Origin of the sequence: Bacteroides sp. D55t1_190419_B8 (assembly GCF_015558905.1) — a bacterium.
Classification (GTDB): Bacteria; Bacteroidota; Bacteroidia; order Bacteroidales; family Bacteroidaceae; genus Bacteroides; species Bacteroides vicugnae.
In genome coordinates this window covers 39,544-57,019 of record NZ_JADMOU010000010.1, presented here as the reverse complement: position 1 = coordinate 57,019, position 17,476 = coordinate 39,544, and the positions used below count along the sequence as shown (strand labels likewise).

Here is a 17,476-nt window from a genome sequence, read left to right as displayed (position 1 = left end):
ATAGACCATGAATAAACTACTAACCTCTCTTTTATTGTCTGTTACTCTCATGGGTGGAGTGCAGGCGCAGAAAAAAGAAAACTATTATGTGAAGCATGTTGAGTTTCCTCAGGGTGCAACTCTTGAACAGAAAGTCGATATGGCAGCACGGCTGGTACCCACTCCGCAGCAATATGCCTGGCAGCAAATGGAACTGACTGCTTTCCTTCATTTCGGAATCAACACCTTTACCGGACGTGAATGGGGCGACGGAAAAGAGGACCCCGCACTTTTTAACCCTTCGGAACTGGATGCTGAACAATGGGTACGTACCCTCAAGGAAGCCGGCTTTAAAATGGTGCTTCTGACTGCAAAACATCACGACGGTTTCTGCCTGTGGCCTACGGCTACTACCAAACATTCCGTAGCCTCTTCTCCCTGGAAAAACGGACAAGGCGATGTAGTGAAAGAACTTCGTGCTGCCTGTGATAAATATGATATGAAGTTTGGAGTATATCTTTCTCCCTGGGACCGGAATGCGGAATGTTATGGAGACTCTCCCCGTTACAATGATTTTTTTATCCGGCAACTGACTGAATTGCTCACTAATTATGGTGAAGTGCATGAAGTCTGGTTCGACGGAGCGAATGGAGAAGGTCCGAACGGAAAGAAACAGGTGTATGATTGGGATGCTTTCTATCAGACCATCCAACGCCTTCAACCCAGAGCTGTGATGGCAATTATGGGGGATGATGTCCGCTGGGTAGGAAACGAAAAAGGATTAGGACGTGCAACTGAATGGAGTGCAACTGTGCTAACTCCCGGCATATATACCCGTTCACCAGAGAATAATAATCGTCTGGGAGTTTTTGGTAAAGCGGAAGATTTGGGAAGTCGTAAGATATTGGAGAAAGCTACGGAATTATTCTGGTATCCTTCGGAGGTGGACGTATCCATTCGTCCGGGATGGTTCTATCATGTGGAAGAAGACAGCAAAGTGAAGTCTTTGAAACATTTGGCGGATATTTATTTTCAATCAGTAGGTTATAATTCCGTTTTGTTGCTGAATATTCCTCCGGATCGTAGGGGATTGATTAATGAAGCCGATGTGCAGCGATTGAATGAATTTGCAGCTTATCGTGAGCGGGTATTCGCTTCTAACAAGGTTGTGAATGGTCGAAAATATTGGAATGCAACTTTCGGCAGTGAAAAGGTTTATTCATTGAAGCCGAATGCAGAGATAAATGTGGTGATGCTTCAGGAGGATATAACGAAAGGGCAGCGGGTAGAAGCCTTTACGGTGGAAGCCCTGACTGATAATGGTTGGAAGGAAGTTGGAAAAGGTACGACGATAGGATATAAGCGTATGTTGCGTTTTCCGACAGTTAAAGCCAGTAAGCTTCGCGTGAAAATAGACGAATGCCGGTTGACTGCATCTATTAGTCAGGTTGCTGCCTATTATGCGGAACTTTTGCAGGAAGAAACAAAGAAAGAAGACTGGAATAATTTGCCGCGTTCCGGATGGAAACAAGTGGCCGTCTCTCCATTAACGGTTGATTTGGGGAAGACAGTAACATTGAACAGTTTTACGTATGCTCCCGCGAAAGCCGAGGCTAAGCCAACGATGGCATTCCGTTATAAATTCTTTGTAAGTGTGGATGGTAAGAATTGGAAAGAGGTGCCTACTAGTGGGGAGTTCAGCAATATCATGCATAATCCGTTGCCACAGACGGTTGCTTTCAATCAGAAAGTGAGGACACGTTTCATTAAACTGGAGGCCACTACACCTGATGCTGCCGTTGCTAAAGTAAATATGGATGAAATAGGAGTGATGGTGGCTCCCTGATAGAGCCCTCATCGGAAGATATGTTTAGAGAATAGCAGTGTAGACCGGCCTCTTGATTTTTAATGAATCAGGTGCCGGTCTCTTTTTTTTCTAAACCAAATGAATATTTTACTGTTATTAATTAAAAAAAGACAGAAGTTATGTTAGTAGTAGATTTAGGAAAATGGATGAATAAAACCCTCATAAATTGGGGAATAGATCCGGCTGTTGCCGATCGTTTTGATGAGACTATTATGGCTTTATTGATGATAGTGGTTGCCATCGTTCTGAATTACCTCTGCCAGGCGATTCTAATCGGAGGAATGAAACAGTATACGAGGCGGAAGCCCCATCAGTGGAATACATTGCTGATGAAGCGCAAGGTGTTTCATCATTTGATTCATACCATCCCGGCTTTTTTGGTTTATGCTTTGTTGCCGATGGCTTTTATCCGGGGAAAAGAGTTGTTGTTGATTTCTCAAAAGGTATGTGTCATTTATATTATTTTCTCTTTACTATTGGCTATCAATGGGATTCTGTTGATGATAATGGATATCTATGATGGAAAAGAAACGATGAAGGATCGCCCGATGAAAGGGTTTATTCAGGTCTTGCAGGTGCTTCTTTTCTTTGTAGGTGGAATTGTGATCGTTGCCATTATCGTGAATAAGTCTCCTGCCACTTTGTTTGCCGGGTTGGGTGCTTCGGCAGCTATTTTGATGTTGGTGTTCAAGGATTCCATATTAGGCTTTGTGGCAGGTATCCAGCTTTCTGCCAATGACATGGTCCGTCCGGGCGACTGGATAACATTGCCTTCCGGCGACGCAAATGGTACGGTACAGGAGATAACATTGAATACGGTCAAGATTCAGAATTTTGATAATACTATTTCCACTATTCCCCCTTATACGTTAGTGAGCAGCCCTTTCCAGAATTGGCGGGGAATGGTGCAGTCGGGAGGACGACGGGTGATGAAGAATATCACTTTGGATTTAACTACACTTCAATTCTGTACGCCGGAAATGCTGGACCGTTACCGGAAAGAAATTCCATTAATGGCGGATTATCAACCGGAAGAAGGAGTGGTTCCTACCAATTCTCAAGTGTACAGGGTGTATATTGAGCGCTATTTGTGCAGTCTGCCTGTGGTCAATCTGGATTTGGATCTGATTATCAGCCAGAAAGAAGCTACCATGTACGGAGTACCTATTCAGGTTTACTTCTTCTCCCGCAATAAGGTTTGGAAAGAATACGAGCGTATTCAGTCCGATATCTTCGATCATTTGCTGGCAATGGTTCCGAAGTTTGATTTAAAAGTTTATCAGTACTCGGATTAGTCAACCATCAACAGGGGAATATATATTCTCAAGTATTCTCACCACTATGAGAATTTATTCTCATAGTGGTGAGAACTTTTTCTCATTGCAATGAGAATATTTTCTCACTACGGTGAGAATGATCTCTTGTCAGAATATACTGTGACGTCGTTTAGTGAGTTCTAATCAATAGGGAATCAGTTCGAAGTCTGCATAAACAGGAAGATGATCGCTGATACCTCCCTGATATTTCATTCCTTTGTAGGTGCGGAAAGGTTCTTTATCCCCATATTTCTCGTCTTCTTTCAGTAAAAAGGGGAGAAGACAGACGTTTGCTCTTTCTTCACTGGTGAAAAAATGGCTCGATTGATTTAATAGAGTGCCCGATACAATCAGGTGGTCAAGCAACCCCCATTCACCGCGATATTTGTAAGAACCGAAGCTTTTTGACTTTGCTTTCCGGGCAAGCAGATGATATAATTTTAATGAGGAAGGAACAATTGTTGAACGGTTGGTGGAGTTGAGTGTTGAGGCTGGATCTTGGGTAGTAATGGGAGGTGCTTCGGCTTCCAGTACTTTCTGGATAGATTGATTCGTGGGATAATCATTGAAATCTCCCATAATAATAACTTGTGGATGAGAACGAATATTCAGAATGTGATCGACTTCCGTGCGCAGAATTTGAGCTGCGTATAAACGATAGGGTTCCGATTCTTTAGCTCCACCCGAACGGCTTGGGAGATGGCAGACAAATACATCTAATGTATCTCCTGTCAACAGAAGTCCGCTGACGTGCAGTAAATCTCTTGTCGGGCGGTATTGTCCCAATGGAGGAATGGGGATAGAACGGGAAGATAACAACTTGAATAAATCCCGTTGATAAAGCAAGGCTACGTCAATCCCTCTCAAATCAGGGGAATCAGTCATTACATAACGATAGTTAAGCTCTTTTAAAGGAGAACGGCGGGTCAGATCACGCAGCACCGTATCATTTTCTACTTCGCATAATCCGACTAGCGCAGGAGGATTCCATTCTCCAATAGCTGTGATTACGCGCGCCACATCAGCCAGCTTTTTCTTATATCTGCTATAATTCCAATGACGCAGCGCATCGGGAAGAAACTCACGGTCGTTCTTTAAACTATCATGATGCGTATCAAACAGGTTTTCTATGTTCCAGCTGACAACACGGAAAGGGATTCTTTCTTCCTGACAGGGAGCTTGTTTGCTATGATAGTCTTGTGCGATGACATAACAAGGAGCGAAGAAACTTACGACAATTAAAAACATTGTGAAAAAGAGCATGGCAACAGCATTTTTTTTTCGCTTGTTACCATACTCTTCTTTGTGATATTTGGTCTGTCTGTTATTTCTTGGCAGGTACATGTGCCAAGATATCCAATAGATGTTTCCAGAACTTCTCTACGGTAGGAATAAGCATCCGTTCGTCGGGAGAGTGAACGCCTGTAAGTGTCGGTCCGAAAGAAACCATATCCAACGTTGGATACTTATCAAGGAACAGGCCGCACTCCAATCCTGCGTGGATTGCTTTTACTTTCGCATCTACGCCGAATAAACGTTTGTATGATTCAACAGCTACTTCGAGGATGGCCGAATGTGGATTCGGTTTCCATCCCGGATAACCTTCTCCGAAAGTAACATTGGCTCCTGCCAGTTGGAATACGGCACGAACCGTGTTCGCCATATCGTTGCGTGCGGACAGTATAGAACTTCTCTGACTGGTTTCAATGCGGATGATATGGTTGGGCTTCATCTTGACAGATGCCAGATTGGTAGAAGTTTCCACCAGTCCGGGAATATCCTGGCTCATGGCATATACACCGTGAGGAGCTGCATACAGAGCTTTTAATAAACGGGCGGTAGTATCTTGGTCGATAGCCATTTTGCGTGGATTTTCCGATTCGAGAACCAGTTTTAAGTCGGGTTCTACAACGGATAATTCGTCTTCCATTTCGCTGGTGAAGATATTCAGTTCGGTGCGGACATCGTGTTTGGCATCTTCGGGAACAGCACAGATGGCATAAGCCTCGCGGGGAATAGCGTTGCGCAGGTTACCTCCGTTGATTTCACATAGGTACAGATCGTGTCTGGCAGCCATGCGGGAAAGGAAGCGGTTCAGAATTTTGTTGGCATTGCCACGTCCCAGGTGAATATCGCCACCGGAGTGACCGCCTTTCAGCCCTTTCACTTCCACCTTGAAGAAGAAATATCCGGCGGGAACTTCCACTTCCTTATAAGCAAATTCTGCAACGGAGTCAATACCTCCGGCACATCCGATAAAGATTTCCCCTTCATCTTCCGAATCGAGGTTCAGAAGGATGTCACCGCTCATAAAACCTTCTTGCAGGGCAAAAGCTCCGGTAAGTCCGGTTTCTTCGTCTACGGTAAACAGGCATTCCAGCGGACCGTGCTCAATGCTGTCGTCAGCTAGGATAGCCAGCTCGGTAGCTACACCGATACCGTTGTCGGCTCCGAGGGTAGTACCTTTGGCTTTCAGCCATTCACCGTCAATTTCCGTTTCGATGGGATCGGTGAGGAAGTCATGTTGAACGTCGTTATTCTTTTCGCATACCATGTCGATATGCGATTGCAGAACGACGGTTTGCAGATTTTCTTTTCCCGGAGTAGCGGGCTTTTTAATCAATACGTTGCCGGCTTCGTCCACCTTGGTTTCCAGATTATGTTTTGCTCCGAATGCCTTCAGGTAGGCAATCATTTTCTCTTCCTTCTTCGAAGGGCGCGGCACTTGGCAGATTTCCTCGAAATACTTGAATACGCCAGCCGGCTTTAAGTCTTTTTTTTCCATGCTGTTTCTATTTTATAATAGGAATAGAAGGGCTGTTTTCGCTTCTTCTATTGCTAAATATGGTTAATTTGATTGACTTATCTGAACTCATATCTCATTAAAGCCTATCTTTGCACTCACAAAATTAATAGAAATGGTTGAGACTATACTGATAACTTTGTTAATAGTTGCTATTTCCCTGGTATTATTAGGGGTGAAAGTATTCTTTACGAAGGGTGGGAAGTTCCCGAATGGTCATGTGAGCGGGAATAAAGCGTTGCGTCAGAAAGGAATCGGATGCGCACAATCGCAAGATCGCGAAGCACAAAAGAAACCGCGTTTTTCTATTAACGAGTTGGAAAAAGCCTTGAACGATAGTATGAATTAAATTTATTAAAAACAATACTTATTAATTATGAATAGAATGAACTACCTCATGAACGGTTTGGCTGCTCTTGCGTTTATCGTTTTATTTTCACAATGTGCTGGCAAAACTGACAATCAAACTACAAATGCTCCGGCGCAGGCTAATGCCGAACTGTCAGGAATGAAAATTGCCTATGTTGAAATAGATACGCTGCTTGCCAAATACAATTTCTGTATTGACTTGAATGAGGCGATGGTAAAGAAGAGCGAAAACGTTCGTATGACATTGAATCAGAAGGCTACCTCTTTGAACAAGGAAAAACAAGATTTTCAGAAGAAAGTTGAAAATAATGCTTTCCTGTCACAAGATAGAGCGCAGCAAGAGTACAACCGTCTGGTGAAGTTGGAACAAGATTTGCAAGAGTTGAGCAACAAACTTCAGAATGGTCTGATGGAAGAGAACAACAAGAATAGCTTGCAATTCCGCGATTCTATCAACGCTTTCCTGAAAGAATATAATAAGACTCACGGATATAGCCTGATCTTCAGCAACACTGGTTTCGATAACCTGCTTTATGCTGACAGCACTTTCAATATTACAAAAGAAATTGTTGATGGGTTGAATGCAAGATATTCACCTGTGAAGAAATAAATGATATTAAACTGTTCCGTTCCTTATAAAAAGGACGGAACATTATCGAATTAAAAAAAGTTATGCCTGTTCAAGACTGCGAAGCCATGAACGGGCTTTTTTTATGATCTTTCTTTTTCTTCTTCCTGTGGAATACGGAAAGCGGTGTAAAGTTCGAGGATGGCAGCAACTGTGAGGCAGGCAATCCATTCATTGCCTCGTGTGGTAAACATAAAGGCTCCGGTCAGGATAAGTGCCAGTGCACCGAATATCTGCTGAACGCGCAGGCGTTTCAATGTTTTGCTCTTTCCTTTGACGGGTGTGTTCACTTGTGCCAATGCGATACATCCGGCTCCAACAGTATATATGTAAGGAGCGTATATCCATCCGGTGATAAATACGGCTGCTCCGGCGAGAGCCATTATGGCGCCCACGACAAAAAGGGCAGGTACTAATTGTTTCATTCTTTAATCTTCAAAAACGTAAATATCTTCGTTGGGTTTCTTCATCAGATACTTTTCACGGGCGATCTGTTCGATGGCGTCCGGATTGGTACTTATTTCGTTGAGACGTTTGGTATTCTCTTCGTAATCTGTCCGGTACTTTTCTATCTCTTCTTTCAACTGGCTGATTTCCCGTTCATATCCGAAACGACGAATCAGGCTGTTCTCGTCCAGAAAGCCAATGATAACAGCAAATGCAACGACCGTAATGAGGTACTTGCGTCTGCATATGAAATTCCAGATACTGATTAGTTTACCCATAATTTCTCCTTTTAATATCTGCAAAGATAAAACTAATAACTTAAAAACTTATCGCTTCGGCTTCAAAACTTCTCTCTTTATCCCTTATTACTTATCACTTTTTTTGTGTACATTTGCAGAATAAGCGAAAATTCAAAAAACAGAGAGAATCCCGGATATGGAAAACTATATCGTTTCAGCCCGTAAATACCGTCCGTCCACGTTCGAATCGGTGGTGGGACAGCGGGCGTTGACTACTACGCTGAAAAATGCAATTGCTACCCAAAAACTGGCTCATGCTTATTTGTTTTGCGGACCGCGCGGGGTAGGAAAGACGACTTGCGCGCGTATCTTTGCCAAAACCATTAATTGTATGACGCCCACCGCTGACGGAGAGGCTTGCAATCAGTGTGAGTCATGTGTAGCTTTCAACGAACAGCGGTCATATAATATTCACGAACTCGATGCTGCTTCCAATAACTCGGTGGATGACATTCGCCAATTGGTGGAGCAAGTACGCATCCCGCCACAGATTGGTAAGTATAAGGTATATATCATCGACGAGGTGCATATGCTCTCGGCATCTGCTTTCAATGCGTTCCTGAAAACGCTGGAAGAGCCTCCCCGCCATGCAATCTTTATTCTGGCTACGACGGAGAAGCATAAGATTCTTCCTACTATTCTTTCCCGTTGTCAGATTTATGACTTTAACCGGATAAGTGTGGAAGATACGGTGAGCCATCTGTCGTACGTTGCTTCGAAAGAAGGAATCACGGCAGAGCCGGAAGCGCTGAATGTGATAGCCATGAAGGCGGACGGTGGTATGCGTGATGCTTTGTCTATCTTCGACCAGGTGGTTAGTTTCACCGGAGGAAATATCACCTATAAGAGTGTGATTGATAATCTGAATGTACTTGATTATGAATATTATTTCCGTCTGACGGATTGCTTCCTCGAAAACAAGGTGAGTGACGCATTGTTGCTTTTCAATGATATATTGAATAAAGGTTTTGACGGAAGTCACTTTATTACCGGATTATCGTCTCATTTCCGTGACCTGTTGGTCGGGAAAGACCCGGTGACATTGCCTTTGCTGGAAGTGGGAGCGAGCATACGCCAACGCTATCAGGAACAGGCGCAGAAATGTCCGCTACCTTTTTTGTACCGGGCTATGAAGCTGTGTAATGAGTGCGATTTGAATTACCGCATCAGCAAAAATAAGCGTTTGCTGGTAGAACTGACCTTGATACAGGTTGCACAGCTTACCACCGAGGGGGATGACGTGAGTGGTGGGCGTGGCCCTAAGAAGACCATAAAACCCGTATTCACTCAGCCTGCCGCAGCACAGCAGCCGCAGGTAGCTTCTGCCACTCAGGTTCAGCAGGCTCCAGTTCATTCGTCTCCGTCTTCAGTTACAACACAGGCTGCTAATGGCACTACTGCCCAGTATCCGCAGGCTTCTGCGGCTGTGCAACAGGGAGCACCGGCTTCTCCTAGGGCGGCTTCGTCTGCTCCGTCGCAAGGAGCGGGAGTTGCTCAGACTGCCAAGGAAGAACGGAAAATTCCCGTGATGAAGATGTCCAGCTTGGGGGTATCTATCAAGAATCCGCAGCGTGACCAAGTATCGCAGAATGCGACTACAACTTATGTTCCTAAGGTGCAACAACCGGAAGAGGATTTTATGTTCAATGACCGGGATTTGAATTATTATTGGCAGGAGTATGCCGGCCAGTTGCCGAAAGAACAGGATGCTCTCGCAAAACGTATGCAAATGCTCCGTCCGGCGTTGCTTAACAACTCAACGACTTTTGAAGTGGTGGTTGATAATGAGTTTGCTGCAAAGGATTTTACAGCTTTGATTCCCGAATTGCAGGATTATCTTCGCGGCAGACTGAAGAACAGTAAAGTGATGATGACAGTGCGGGTAAGTGAGGCAACAGAAACAGTGCGTCCTGTGGGACGTGTCGAGAAATTCCAGATGATGGCTCAAAAGAATCAGGCATTGATGCAACTGAAAGATGAGTTCGGGCTGGAATTATATTAATGTACTTACTTCTATCAGATTACCATCCGGATCTCTGAAATAAATACTCCGGATGGCATCCTGAGCACCTTGACGCTGGACTATACCTACTTCTATTTCTATTCCTTTGGATTCTACTTCGGCTTTTATTTCCTCTATGTTTCCTTCTGTAAGTAAACAGATGTCCGCACTTCCGAAAGCAGGATGCTTGGCGGCAGGAAGGAACTGTGCTTCTCCTACGTGAAGATTGATTTTCTGATTACCGAACTTGACGGCAAAGCGTTGGTTGCTTGTATCGGCTTCCATTCCCAGGACTTCTGTGTAGAAATGTAGGCTTTTATCTATATCGGACACCGGTATGACGATATGGTCGATATTCTTGATTTTCATATCAATGTAGGCGTTGATTCATGCGGTCTTCATATCCGTCTGAAGGTTTTCTTCCCGGCATGACAATCCACAGGATGATATATATAATCACTCCGGCGAAAGCAGTGAAGAATGTAGCCAATATATATACTATTCTCAATAAAGTAGCATCCCATCCGAAATATTCAGCTATTCCGGCACATACACCTGCAATCATTCGATTGGAAGAGCGGGTTAATTTCTTTTCATTTTCCATGATATACTATGTTCTTTTAGTGCAAATGCTACACAAATATAGAGAATATATTTGGTTTATGGGTTAAACGGAAAGATTTATGTATTATTTGTTAGCATTTTAACTTACTTAATTGGGGGTCAACAATAGACCAACAATAAGGAATATTAGGTAGGATTTAGCATGATTTACTCTCTAAGATGCCTATTTCCTGAAAGCAGAAAACCCTCATAAGGATTGACTTACAAGGGTTTTTGTTGGGTGGAAGACCGGACTCGAACCGGCGACATTCAGAACCACAATCTTTAACGAGTAGCCTTATAGTGGTCTCAACTGTCAGCAAGTTAAATATCTCCTTGCTAGCTCATTAGTCAACTATTAGTCAACATGATAGTATTGCTACTAATTTGGCTAGCTTCTCCACCATTTTATATGGTGTCAGTGTAACAGGTTTACCTGCTAATCACTGTTAAACTCTAAGGTGCTTTCTTCATTACTTTTGATTTTAATGATTGATGCAAATATAGTGAATATGTTTGGTTCTCCAAACAATCTCTGGCTTTATGTTGTAGTTGAGCTTTTCTTGCATTACTATTATGCTAGTATCATGCTACCAATAGCACTTAGATGTGCTAAGTTTCTTCCTTCTGTTTCATAACTTAATTAGTTTAAAGTGTCATTCAATAGATACTCATCTTATTATAAGTAGGCATGAGTGTAAATACCCTATCAGAGCTTTAACAAGGTCAGGGTTGCAAGTATTCAAAGTAACTTACTTGAAATACTTCATTTGCCTTTCTCTTCTTACATATGGGAACTGACTATGGTTAGTAATGAAATTAATAAGAGACTGCAATTATCCCTATATGATTTAACTTTAGATACCTTCTAGTCAATATAGTAGACATTGCCTACACTTACATATCCAAATATTTTGTATCTATCTTGGCTTCTTTTCATAGTTATACTAGATAAAGAACAGTCATAGCAATATACTTTTTCTATTTGGAGACAATTAGATATATCCAAAGTACTAATTGCCGTATAGCTGCAACTCAGTGATTTAAGCTTTTGATTGTTAGATATATCTAAGCTTGTAATTTTGCTATAATTACAATTTATGTTTTCCAACTCAAAATTATTCGATATATCTAATATATGTATGTCTGTTAGTCCACAGTTTAATTCAACTAATTTGGGACACTTAGATATATTTAATGTTGAAATTGATGCTTGCTCACAATCTAATTTCTTTAATTCTTGGTTATTTGATAAATCAATGCTAGAAATAAACCATAAATTTTTAAAGATTAGTTGCTGTAAACTTTTGTTATTAGACAGATTTAACTCCCTAATTGTGTTCATATATTCAAGATCCTCCTCATCAATTATATCATTATTATTACCATCAATAATGAGTAAGTTACCACATTCTAGATGAGTTAGGTTTTTATTCTTAGATACATCTAAATCTTTTAATCCACAGTTATTGCATTTTAATGAGGTTAATTTTAGGTTCTTAGACACATCTAATGATTGTATGAAACAACAGTTACATTCTAGAGATGTTAAATTTGTGAAATGTTGTATTCCTTTTAATGACTTTACTTTAGTTAATATACCACTTATACTGGTGGTTGAATTACCAAAACCAATAGTTGTGACTGCTTGAGCCTCAACAGGAGATACCTTGCCATCTTTGTTTACATCAAAGTGTTCATAGCAGTACTTCATAAACTCTATATCATCCATAGCAGTACATACATCATCAGGGTCAGACATCTCTGGATACCCTGTTAAAGGTTCATTTTCATCACTTTTGCTGCATCCTACACATAGTAGAACTACAGCTAACACTAAAAATACTTTTTTCATAATGCTTTGTTGATTCTTAATATATAAGCTCTAATTTCTCAAAGTTAATAACCCACTTGTTCTCTAGTAGAAAGTCAGTCCCAATTAGTCCATGTACTTGTATTCCACTTTCATCCTCAATGCTTTTAAAAGCATCCAGTAAGGGTCTTACACAGAATCTGGGCTTATAAACCTGACCTTCAAAGTTAAAAGGCAGAGTAATCATATCTACCTTGTGCTTAGTTCCTTCTATTCCACTGATACAATAGTCACCAACTGGTTCTACTATATCCTTGAAATATTCTACTACAGTACTGTCTATCAGATTACAGGTGCTTCCAGTATCTAAGATGAAGCAAAGATATTGCTCCTTTATCTCAATAGGGATAATGGGCAATTTAGCTTTATGTAATCCAAAGGAAAGATGATATTCCATATCTTAACCTTTACTTAGTCTCTGATATTCTTCCATTAGCCAAGTCATATAGTTCTCCATTTCCTCTATCATTTTATCTTGTGGGTATCCTGAAGGATATGTCCATTTCTTGGAGAACTGCCCTATAAGTGGCATGCTTCCTTTCAAAGAGATGATTAAATCTCCAGCAGAATAGTTGATATTTACTGTCCAACAAGAAGAAGATATAACAATATATTCATTGGCTTCTTTAACTATTCTAGCTCCTTGTGGTTCAATTAAGTAATCTATTAGGGGTTTGTACTTAACCCTCATTCCACCAAAGCTGGTAATGTGTTTATCTACATATTCATCATGCTCTTTGGTAAGTCTATAGATGATGAATACTATTATTCCTATAACTATTATCCACCACATAATCATCTCACTATTATTCCACCATTAGCAACATAATCATCTGCTGCTTTTGGGTAGTCAAAAGACCAAGCTTCTACACATGTGCTCAAATCATCTCTGCTAAGACCAAGTTTATCTGAAATGGCTTCACAGTATTTTATTTCTTTAATGGGGCATTTATTATCAGACATCATAAGTTGTACTATGTCTGCTAAGTATTCTAGCTTCTCTTTATGTGTAGTTGGATAACTATCCTTGATAGCAAAAGGGTCTGATAGTACCAATTCAACATAGTCTAACTTTATAGATTTCATAGTCATTACAGTTTTGATACATAGCTCTTCTTCTGCTGATAAAATTCCATCTCCAGACAAAGCTAAAACTATCATATCCCTTAATCTACAGAGCTTCTGCTCTTCCTCCTGGCTTAAATTCCTAATTTCCATAATTTTAAATTCTAGTAATTCATTATTTTGTTAATTATCTCTTCATCAAACCTCATCCTTAATATATTAGGAACATCATCAGTAAGGGCAAGGAATGTCCAATTCTTACCTTTATTATGTGATACACCTATATTAGTTTCTGGGTTGTCGTGAATGCACTTCTCTCCTTGTGTAAGTACACCTACCACTTCAAATGTGATAATGATATACTCCTTGTCTGCTACCCTGTTAGTTATGTTACTAACTATGATGTTGTAATCAATGCCTTTCTCATCATAGGTGGTCTTTAAAGTGTGATACATTTCTGACATATCCTTATATAAGGTTTGTATAATAGCTCTATCAGATAATTCTGGATAGTACTTCTTACAATATTTAATAACATCAGGATATATGTATAGGGAAGCATTATTTATATCTCCTCTCAACAAGGCTTGATTATAGGTATTCATTTGGCTGATCATATTCTTTTCAGCTTTATCTTTACCTGTATAAGGGGTGAGTGTTTCATTGTACCAACCTTCTGGTACTGAATCTTGGGCAGTGCTAAGTTGAGGTGTCTCCTTATTAGATGAGGAGGATTTCTGTTGGTTGCTGTTACAAGATACAATAACTAATGTTAGTAATAATACATAATAATATTTCATGGTATTTCCTTTTGTAGCCATACTACAAAAAGAAGATGTGAGCCTAACCTTATTGGGAGTCCAAGGTATTACCACATACCTACAATCACACAATATAAGGGAAGCCCACACCTAATGGTATGAGTATCCACTACTTACTGCTGTGATTGTTAGTCTTCAAGGTGGTAATTTTAGGACTGTCACAAGTAAGAAGCTGACACTTCTTTATCTAATATGTCTTGTTAAACTTCTATTTCATTAGTTGTCATTTAGTTGATACAGCTACAAAGATAGAACTTTCTAGTCATACTTCATCATCTGACTATCATAATTTGATAGGTTTCAAGTCATATTAGTACCATAGGTGTAGGCTTATATCCTTATTGCACAAAGGTAGACTTAATTATTCACTTTCTATATGCAAAACTGATAAATAGAGCACCAGTTACTATCAATAATAGCCACTGTAATATCATATCTAATGCTGTCATATATACACTAGTTAAAGCCCCAGTCCATTACAGAACTAGGGCTATCAACAACAATAAAATCACATAGTAAGAGGTATATAACCTCTTAATCCTTAAGTATCATACTGGTGAGGATAAATCCCACTAGAATCAAGATAATCTCACACATAATTCAATCAATATTTTATTTAATCCAACTTACTAACTACTAATGCAATTCACGTTTACATACTTCACCGAACCTCAAGTGGTTAAGTTATTATAGCAGTACATCTCTTTACCCTGTAATCAAATACCCTCAACCTATATTAAAAGAGGCAGTCAACCTCTATAAAACTATCCCCTGATTTGCCATTCTGCATCACTTACTTTGTATATATAATATGCAAGAAAGTGAGACAGGAGAAATTTCCCATCATAATGGTATAATAACAGCAGAGGGGGATAGATTTAATAGAAGGTAGGATATTGTAGACCTTAGAAGGTTAAATGTTTATAGCTTTCCTTCATCATGATAGGAGTAATATTCCTTCTCTGGACTTAAGATTATATGGTCTGCTACATGAATTTCCATGAGTTCAGCCCCCTTCCTTACTTTTTCAGTCAAAGCATCATCCAGAGTACTGGGTTTCATGCTTCCAGAAGGGTGATTATGTGCCAATATTACCTGTGTTGCATTAGCCAGCAATGCAGCTTGTAATATCAGCCTTACATCTACATAAGTTGCGGAGATTCCACCTTCTGAAATAGGTACTATACCCAGTACCTTGTTAGACTGATTAAGTAGTACTACTTTAAAGCTTTCCTTGTATTCTATTGTGTCATCAGGGAAGTACTTTGTCAATAGTTCATAGGCATCCTGTGAACTATTTATCTTGTATCTAGTTGATGATTTGACATTACTTTTATAGCTCAATTGAACCTCTGCCACATTCATTATACTGTTCATGAGATGCACTAATTAATGAACCAACTATATTCACTTTCACCATATAAAGCCTTATTAAGTCCTTCTGCCAATTGGGTGGCATTAAGTGACCTGTCCAAGAAGTTATCAATGTAGCTACTTTTATTAGCTCCAGTTAGTAAGTTGTACACATTCCACATGCTGATTTCCCTGCTGTCCAAAAGGGTGCTAAAGTTATCATCATTGTAATATGCTTTGGCAACTAATCCTATCTGGGTATCAGTCATCAGCATTTGCGGCAACTTCTTCTTTTGGTCAATAGGAAGAAACTGATATAATCTGCATCTGCCTAAGAACTGGGCAAATTGAGACTCTCTCATATAGGTATCCTCATAAGCTGACATATAATACAAGTGTTGGGCTATATTGTATTCTTGGAACAGCCTCATCACTGCATTCAATAGTTCAGCAGTACTCATAACCTTTAATTCTGACCTGTAACCATCTGTTGATACACACATGTTACAGCAGACTAAGTTCTTGAAACCTATGAATACCTTGAACTTCTCTGCACCCTTCTTGCTGTAGAGGTTCTCATGGTTATAAGCCCTAACTCCACCTATGGTTAAATTCAGTCTGTTACCTGCAATATCCTCATATATGGTAGGTATCTCAAAACAGAACATCATTCTCTCAAAGTAAATGGTTTTATCTGATTCCAGTAGTTGATTCACTGGTTTATGAATAGCTTCCGGTATTCTGCCTTTGATAACATGGCTTACCCTGATGGCAGGTTCTTCTATTCTCTCATTGGAGAACACCTTATTAGCTGCATCCCATACAGTTTCAATGAAACTGGAGTGTGATATAGTAACCTCATTATCTTTAGAGAACACAGGTGTAATACATTCTTCCTTGAGGTACTGCATAGTGACTTCCTTTGTATTAGCTTCAATAAAAGGTAACTTATTGCCTTCTCTGGTGCTTATTGGTTCAGCTTCTACAGGATTTGTTGATACAATGCCTGTGTTAATGATTTCTATTGGCTCAACTGTTTGAATATAAGGGTTATCCGCCTTATTTCTATTAGGGTATATCAGATTAGCTCTGACTGGCTGCAACTGCATTGTTTCCATATCTAATGTAATTAGGGGTATAGTTAATAGTTGGTTGATTCTTTTGTACCTGAAGTGCTGCTTTCTTCTGCATGAAGTCTGATGTTAACTGTTGATACCATTCAGGATATTGATGGTAAATAGCAGTCAGTTCTTCAATGGTCTTACTGCTGTTAATCTTACTCCTTATCATCTCCAGATTGACACCATCATTACACCAATCTAATATGATCTGTCCTGTAGCAGGTGTAATGGTAAAGTCTGGCTTACCTATGAACAGGTTTGTCCTGTCTTTAGATGCAATAGTCTGGTGCTTCATGTTGATGTCAAAGACTATGGTAAACTCATAATCTATGCCATCCCTCATGACTGCTTTTAGTCCTACTTTCTCTGGTATCATCTTGCCATTCTTCTCACTTAGAACATAGTCCTGTTTGCATCTCATAGTGCATATTACATGGCTTCCAGACTGCAATACTTTCTGCATAAAAGCATTGATTCTGGGTGTCACCTTCTGCCAATTAGTGAAGCTGTTACCTTGTAATCCTGCATGGTACTCAAGCAAGGTATCCCAACACTGTGAGATGCTGTCAATGATGATAACTTCCATGCCTGCACCTTCACATATTTCAATAGCTTGTATATAAGTTTCAGGTGTAAAGTTATCACTTAGACTTAATACATTATAAGCACCTAAGTGAGCATAAAGGTCTGCACTTCCATGTTCACTGTCAATGATGGCTATCTTAGTCCAGTCATTGCATAAACCATAAGCTAAAAGTAATGCTGAATAGGTCTTACCTGAACCTGCACAGCCTTGTAGAGCAAGCTTAATCTTAGCCTGCTTCTTGGATGAAACTCTTAAGTTCAACATATCTGAATAGGGTTAATTGTTATACACAGTCTATAAAGAAAAAAGGAAGCAAGTCCTAATAAACTTGCCTCCTTGAGGTC

Annotated in this window: 19 protein-coding genes; 5 read left to right on the top strand and 14 right to left on the bottom strand. The window is 40.2% G+C overall.

Translation table 11 applies throughout. The features are described 5' to 3' along the window. The first annotated feature begins 7 nt into the window (after nt 1-7). On the top strand, nt 8-1,825 hold the full coding sequence (locus I2I13_RS11125; RefSeq protein WP_195649513.1) for an alpha-L-fucosidase: 1,818 nt from the start codon (nt 8-10) through the stop codon (nt 1,823-1,825). 140 nt (nt 1,826-1,965) lie between these two features. After that, complete coding sequence (locus tag I2I13_RS11120) at nt 1,966-3,141, top strand: mechanosensitive ion channel family protein (protein WP_195649512.1); 1,176 nt, start codon at nt 1,966-1,968, stop codon at nt 3,139-3,141. 165 nt (nt 3,142-3,306) lie between these two features. Here the strand turns inward: I2I13_RS11120 and I2I13_RS11115 are convergent, their stop codons facing one another. Further along, complete coding sequence (locus I2I13_RS11115; RefSeq protein ID WP_195649511.1) at nt 3,307-4,506, bottom strand: endonuclease/exonuclease/phosphatase family protein; 1,200 nt, start codon at nt 4,504-4,506, stop codon at nt 3,307-3,309. Then, nucleotides 4,487-5,947, bottom strand: a complete 1,461-nt coding sequence (locus I2I13_RS11110; protein ID WP_195649510.1) for an aminoacyl-histidine dipeptidase — start codon at nt 5,945-5,947, stop codon at nt 4,487-4,489. The genes I2I13_RS11115 and I2I13_RS11110 overlap by 20 nt, the downstream gene beginning before the upstream one ends. A gap of 133 nt (nt 5,948-6,080) precedes the next feature. Here I2I13_RS11110 and I2I13_RS11105 point away from each other — a divergent pair, with 133 nt between their 5' ends. After that, nucleotides 6,081-6,314: a hypothetical protein gene (locus I2I13_RS11105; RefSeq protein WP_004300805.1), complete on the top strand. Its 234-nt coding sequence runs from the start codon at nt 6,081-6,083 to the stop codon at nt 6,312-6,314. Between the two features lie 27 nt (nt 6,315-6,341). Next, complete coding sequence (locus tag I2I13_RS11100) at nt 6,342-6,944, top strand: OmpH family outer membrane protein (RefSeq protein ID WP_004300804.1); 603 nt, start codon at nt 6,342-6,344, stop codon at nt 6,942-6,944. Between the two features lie 101 nt (nt 6,945-7,045). Here the strand turns inward: I2I13_RS11100 and I2I13_RS11095 are convergent, their stop codons facing one another. Both I2I13_RS11095 and I2I13_RS11090 read right to left on the bottom strand, forming a co-directional pair. Next, the gene (locus tag I2I13_RS11095) at nt 7,046-7,387 is read right to left on the bottom strand and encodes a hypothetical protein (RefSeq protein ID WP_148364738.1); all 342 of its coding nucleotides are present in this window, start codon (nt 7,385-7,387) and stop codon (nt 7,046-7,048) included. Between the two features lie 3 nt (nt 7,388-7,390). Then, nucleotides 7,391-7,687 (bottom strand): septum formation initiator family protein, encoded by a 297-nt coding sequence (locus tag I2I13_RS11090; RefSeq protein ID WP_195649509.1) that lies wholly within the window; start codon nt 7,685-7,687, stop codon nt 7,391-7,393. A 157-nt stretch (nt 7,688-7,844) separates the two neighbouring features. Between I2I13_RS11090 and I2I13_RS11085 the strand changes: the two genes are divergently transcribed. After that, on the top strand, nt 7,845-9,710 hold the full coding sequence (locus tag I2I13_RS11085; RefSeq protein WP_195649508.1) for a DNA polymerase III subunit gamma/tau: 1,866 nt from the start codon (nt 7,845-7,847) through the stop codon (nt 9,708-9,710). Here I2I13_RS11085 and I2I13_RS11080 read toward each other — a convergent pair. The 10 genes from I2I13_RS11080 to I2I13_RS11035 form a co-directional block, all read right to left on the bottom strand. Continuing rightward, nucleotides 9,702-10,079, bottom strand: a complete 378-nt coding sequence (locus I2I13_RS11080; protein ID WP_195649507.1) for a VOC family protein — start codon at nt 10,077-10,079, stop codon at nt 9,702-9,704. The genes I2I13_RS11085 and I2I13_RS11080 overlap by 9 nt on opposite strands. 1 nt (nt 10,080) lies before the next feature. Continuing rightward, nucleotides 10,081-10,314 carry a PspC domain-containing protein gene (locus tag I2I13_RS11075; protein ID WP_004300799.1) on the bottom strand — a complete coding sequence of 78 codons (234 nt, stop codon included), beginning with the start codon at nt 10,312-10,314 and terminating at the stop codon, nt 10,081-10,083. An 867-nt stretch (nt 10,315-11,181) separates the two neighbouring features. Beyond that, on the bottom strand, nt 11,182-12,168 hold the full coding sequence (locus I2I13_RS11070; RefSeq protein WP_004304343.1) for a leucine-rich repeat domain-containing protein: 987 nt from the start codon (nt 12,166-12,168) through the stop codon (nt 11,182-11,184). A 16-nt stretch (nt 12,169-12,184) separates the two neighbouring features. After that, nucleotides 12,185-12,583 carry a hypothetical protein gene (locus I2I13_RS11065; RefSeq protein WP_004304342.1) on the bottom strand — a complete coding sequence of 133 codons (399 nt, stop codon included), beginning with the start codon at nt 12,581-12,583 and terminating at the stop codon, nt 12,185-12,187. A gap of 3 nt (nt 12,584-12,586) precedes the next feature. After that, the gene (locus I2I13_RS11060) at nt 12,587-12,979 is read right to left on the bottom strand and encodes a hypothetical protein (RefSeq protein WP_130060911.1); all 393 of its coding nucleotides are present in this window, start codon (nt 12,977-12,979) and stop codon (nt 12,587-12,589) included. A gap of 2 nt (nt 12,980-12,981) precedes the next feature. Continuing rightward, complete coding sequence (locus I2I13_RS11055; protein ID WP_004304340.1) at nt 12,982-13,404, bottom strand: hypothetical protein; 423 nt, start codon at nt 13,402-13,404, stop codon at nt 12,982-12,984. 11 nt (nt 13,405-13,415) lie between these two features. Next, nucleotides 13,416-14,051 carry a hypothetical protein gene (locus tag I2I13_RS11050; protein ID WP_004304339.1) on the bottom strand — a complete coding sequence of 212 codons (636 nt, stop codon included), beginning with the start codon at nt 14,049-14,051 and terminating at the stop codon, nt 13,416-13,418. A gap of 942 nt (nt 14,052-14,993) precedes the next feature. Next, a complete protein-coding gene (locus I2I13_RS11045; RefSeq protein ID WP_004304338.1) occupies nt 14,994-15,449 on the bottom strand; it encodes a JAB domain-containing protein in 456 nt (151 codons plus the stop codon). 8 nt (nt 15,450-15,457) lie between these two features. After that, nucleotides 15,458-16,543: a DUF3871 family protein gene (locus I2I13_RS11040; protein ID WP_004304337.1), complete on the bottom strand. Its 1,086-nt coding sequence runs from the start codon at nt 16,541-16,543 to the stop codon at nt 15,458-15,460. Continuing rightward, entirely contained in the window at nt 16,509-17,396 is an 888-nt protein-coding gene (locus tag I2I13_RS11035) for an AAA family ATPase (protein ID WP_004304336.1), read from the bottom strand. The genes I2I13_RS11040 and I2I13_RS11035 overlap by 35 nt, the downstream gene beginning before the upstream one ends. Between the last annotated feature and the right edge of the window lie 80 nt (nt 17,397-17,476).

Coding starts and splice junctions, on each gene's coding strand:
- I2I13_RS11040 (WP_004304337.1), bottom strand. CDS start 16,543: ATGGAAACAATGCAGTTGCAGCCAGTCAGAGCTAATCTGATATACCCT.
- I2I13_RS11035 (WP_004304336.1), bottom strand. CDS start 17,396: ATGTTGAACTTAAGAGTTTCATCCAAGAAGCAGGCTAAGATTAAGCTT.
- I2I13_RS11125 (WP_195649513.1), top strand. CDS start 8: ATGAATAAACTACTAACCTCTCTTTTATTGTCTGTTACTCTCATGGGT.
- I2I13_RS11060 (WP_130060911.1), bottom strand. CDS start 12,979: ATGTGGTGGATAATAGTTATAGGAATAATAGTATTCATCATCTATAGA.
- I2I13_RS11090 (WP_195649509.1), bottom strand. CDS start 7,687: ATGGGTAAACTAATCAGTATCTGGAATTTCATATGCAGACGCAAGTAC.
- I2I13_RS11110 (WP_195649510.1), bottom strand. CDS start 5,947: ATGGAAAAAAAAGACTTAAAGCCGGCTGGCGTATTCAAGTATTTCGAG.
- I2I13_RS11105 (WP_004300805.1), top strand. CDS start 6,081: ATGGTTGAGACTATACTGATAACTTTGTTAATAGTTGCTATTTCCCTG.
- I2I13_RS11080 (WP_195649507.1), bottom strand. CDS start 10,079: ATGAAAATCAAGAATATCGACCATATCGTCATACCGGTGTCCGATATA.
- I2I13_RS11065 (WP_004304342.1), bottom strand. CDS start 12,583: ATGGAATATCATCTTTCCTTTGGATTACATAAAGCTAAATTGCCCATT.
- I2I13_RS11120 (WP_195649512.1), top strand. CDS start 1,966: ATGTTAGTAGTAGATTTAGGAAAATGGATGAATAAAACCCTCATAAAT.
- I2I13_RS11070 (WP_004304343.1), bottom strand. CDS start 12,168: ATGAAAAAAGTATTTTTAGTGTTAGCTGTAGTTCTACTATGTGTAGGA.
- I2I13_RS11085 (WP_195649508.1), top strand. CDS start 7,845: ATGGAAAACTATATCGTTTCAGCCCGTAAATACCGTCCGTCCACGTTC.
- I2I13_RS11075 (WP_004300799.1), bottom strand. CDS start 10,314: ATGGAAAATGAAAAGAAATTAACCCGCTCTTCCAATCGAATGATTGCA.
- I2I13_RS11100 (WP_004300804.1), top strand. CDS start 6,342: ATGAATAGAATGAACTACCTCATGAACGGTTTGGCTGCTCTTGCGTTT.
- I2I13_RS11045 (WP_004304338.1), bottom strand. CDS start 15,449: ATGAACAGTATAATGAATGTGGCAGAGGTTCAATTGAGCTATAAAAGT.
- I2I13_RS11055 (WP_004304340.1), bottom strand. CDS start 13,404: ATGGAAATTAGGAATTTAAGCCAGGAGGAAGAGCAGAAGCTCTGTAGA.
- I2I13_RS11095 (WP_148364738.1), bottom strand. CDS start 7,387: ATGAAACAATTAGTACCTGCCCTTTTTGTCGTGGGCGCCATAATGGCT.
- I2I13_RS11050 (WP_004304339.1), bottom strand. CDS start 14,051: ATGAAATATTATTATGTATTATTACTAACATTAGTTATTGTATCTTGT.
- I2I13_RS11115 (WP_195649511.1), bottom strand. CDS start 4,506: ATGTACCTGCCAAGAAATAACAGACAGACCAAATATCACAAAGAAGAG.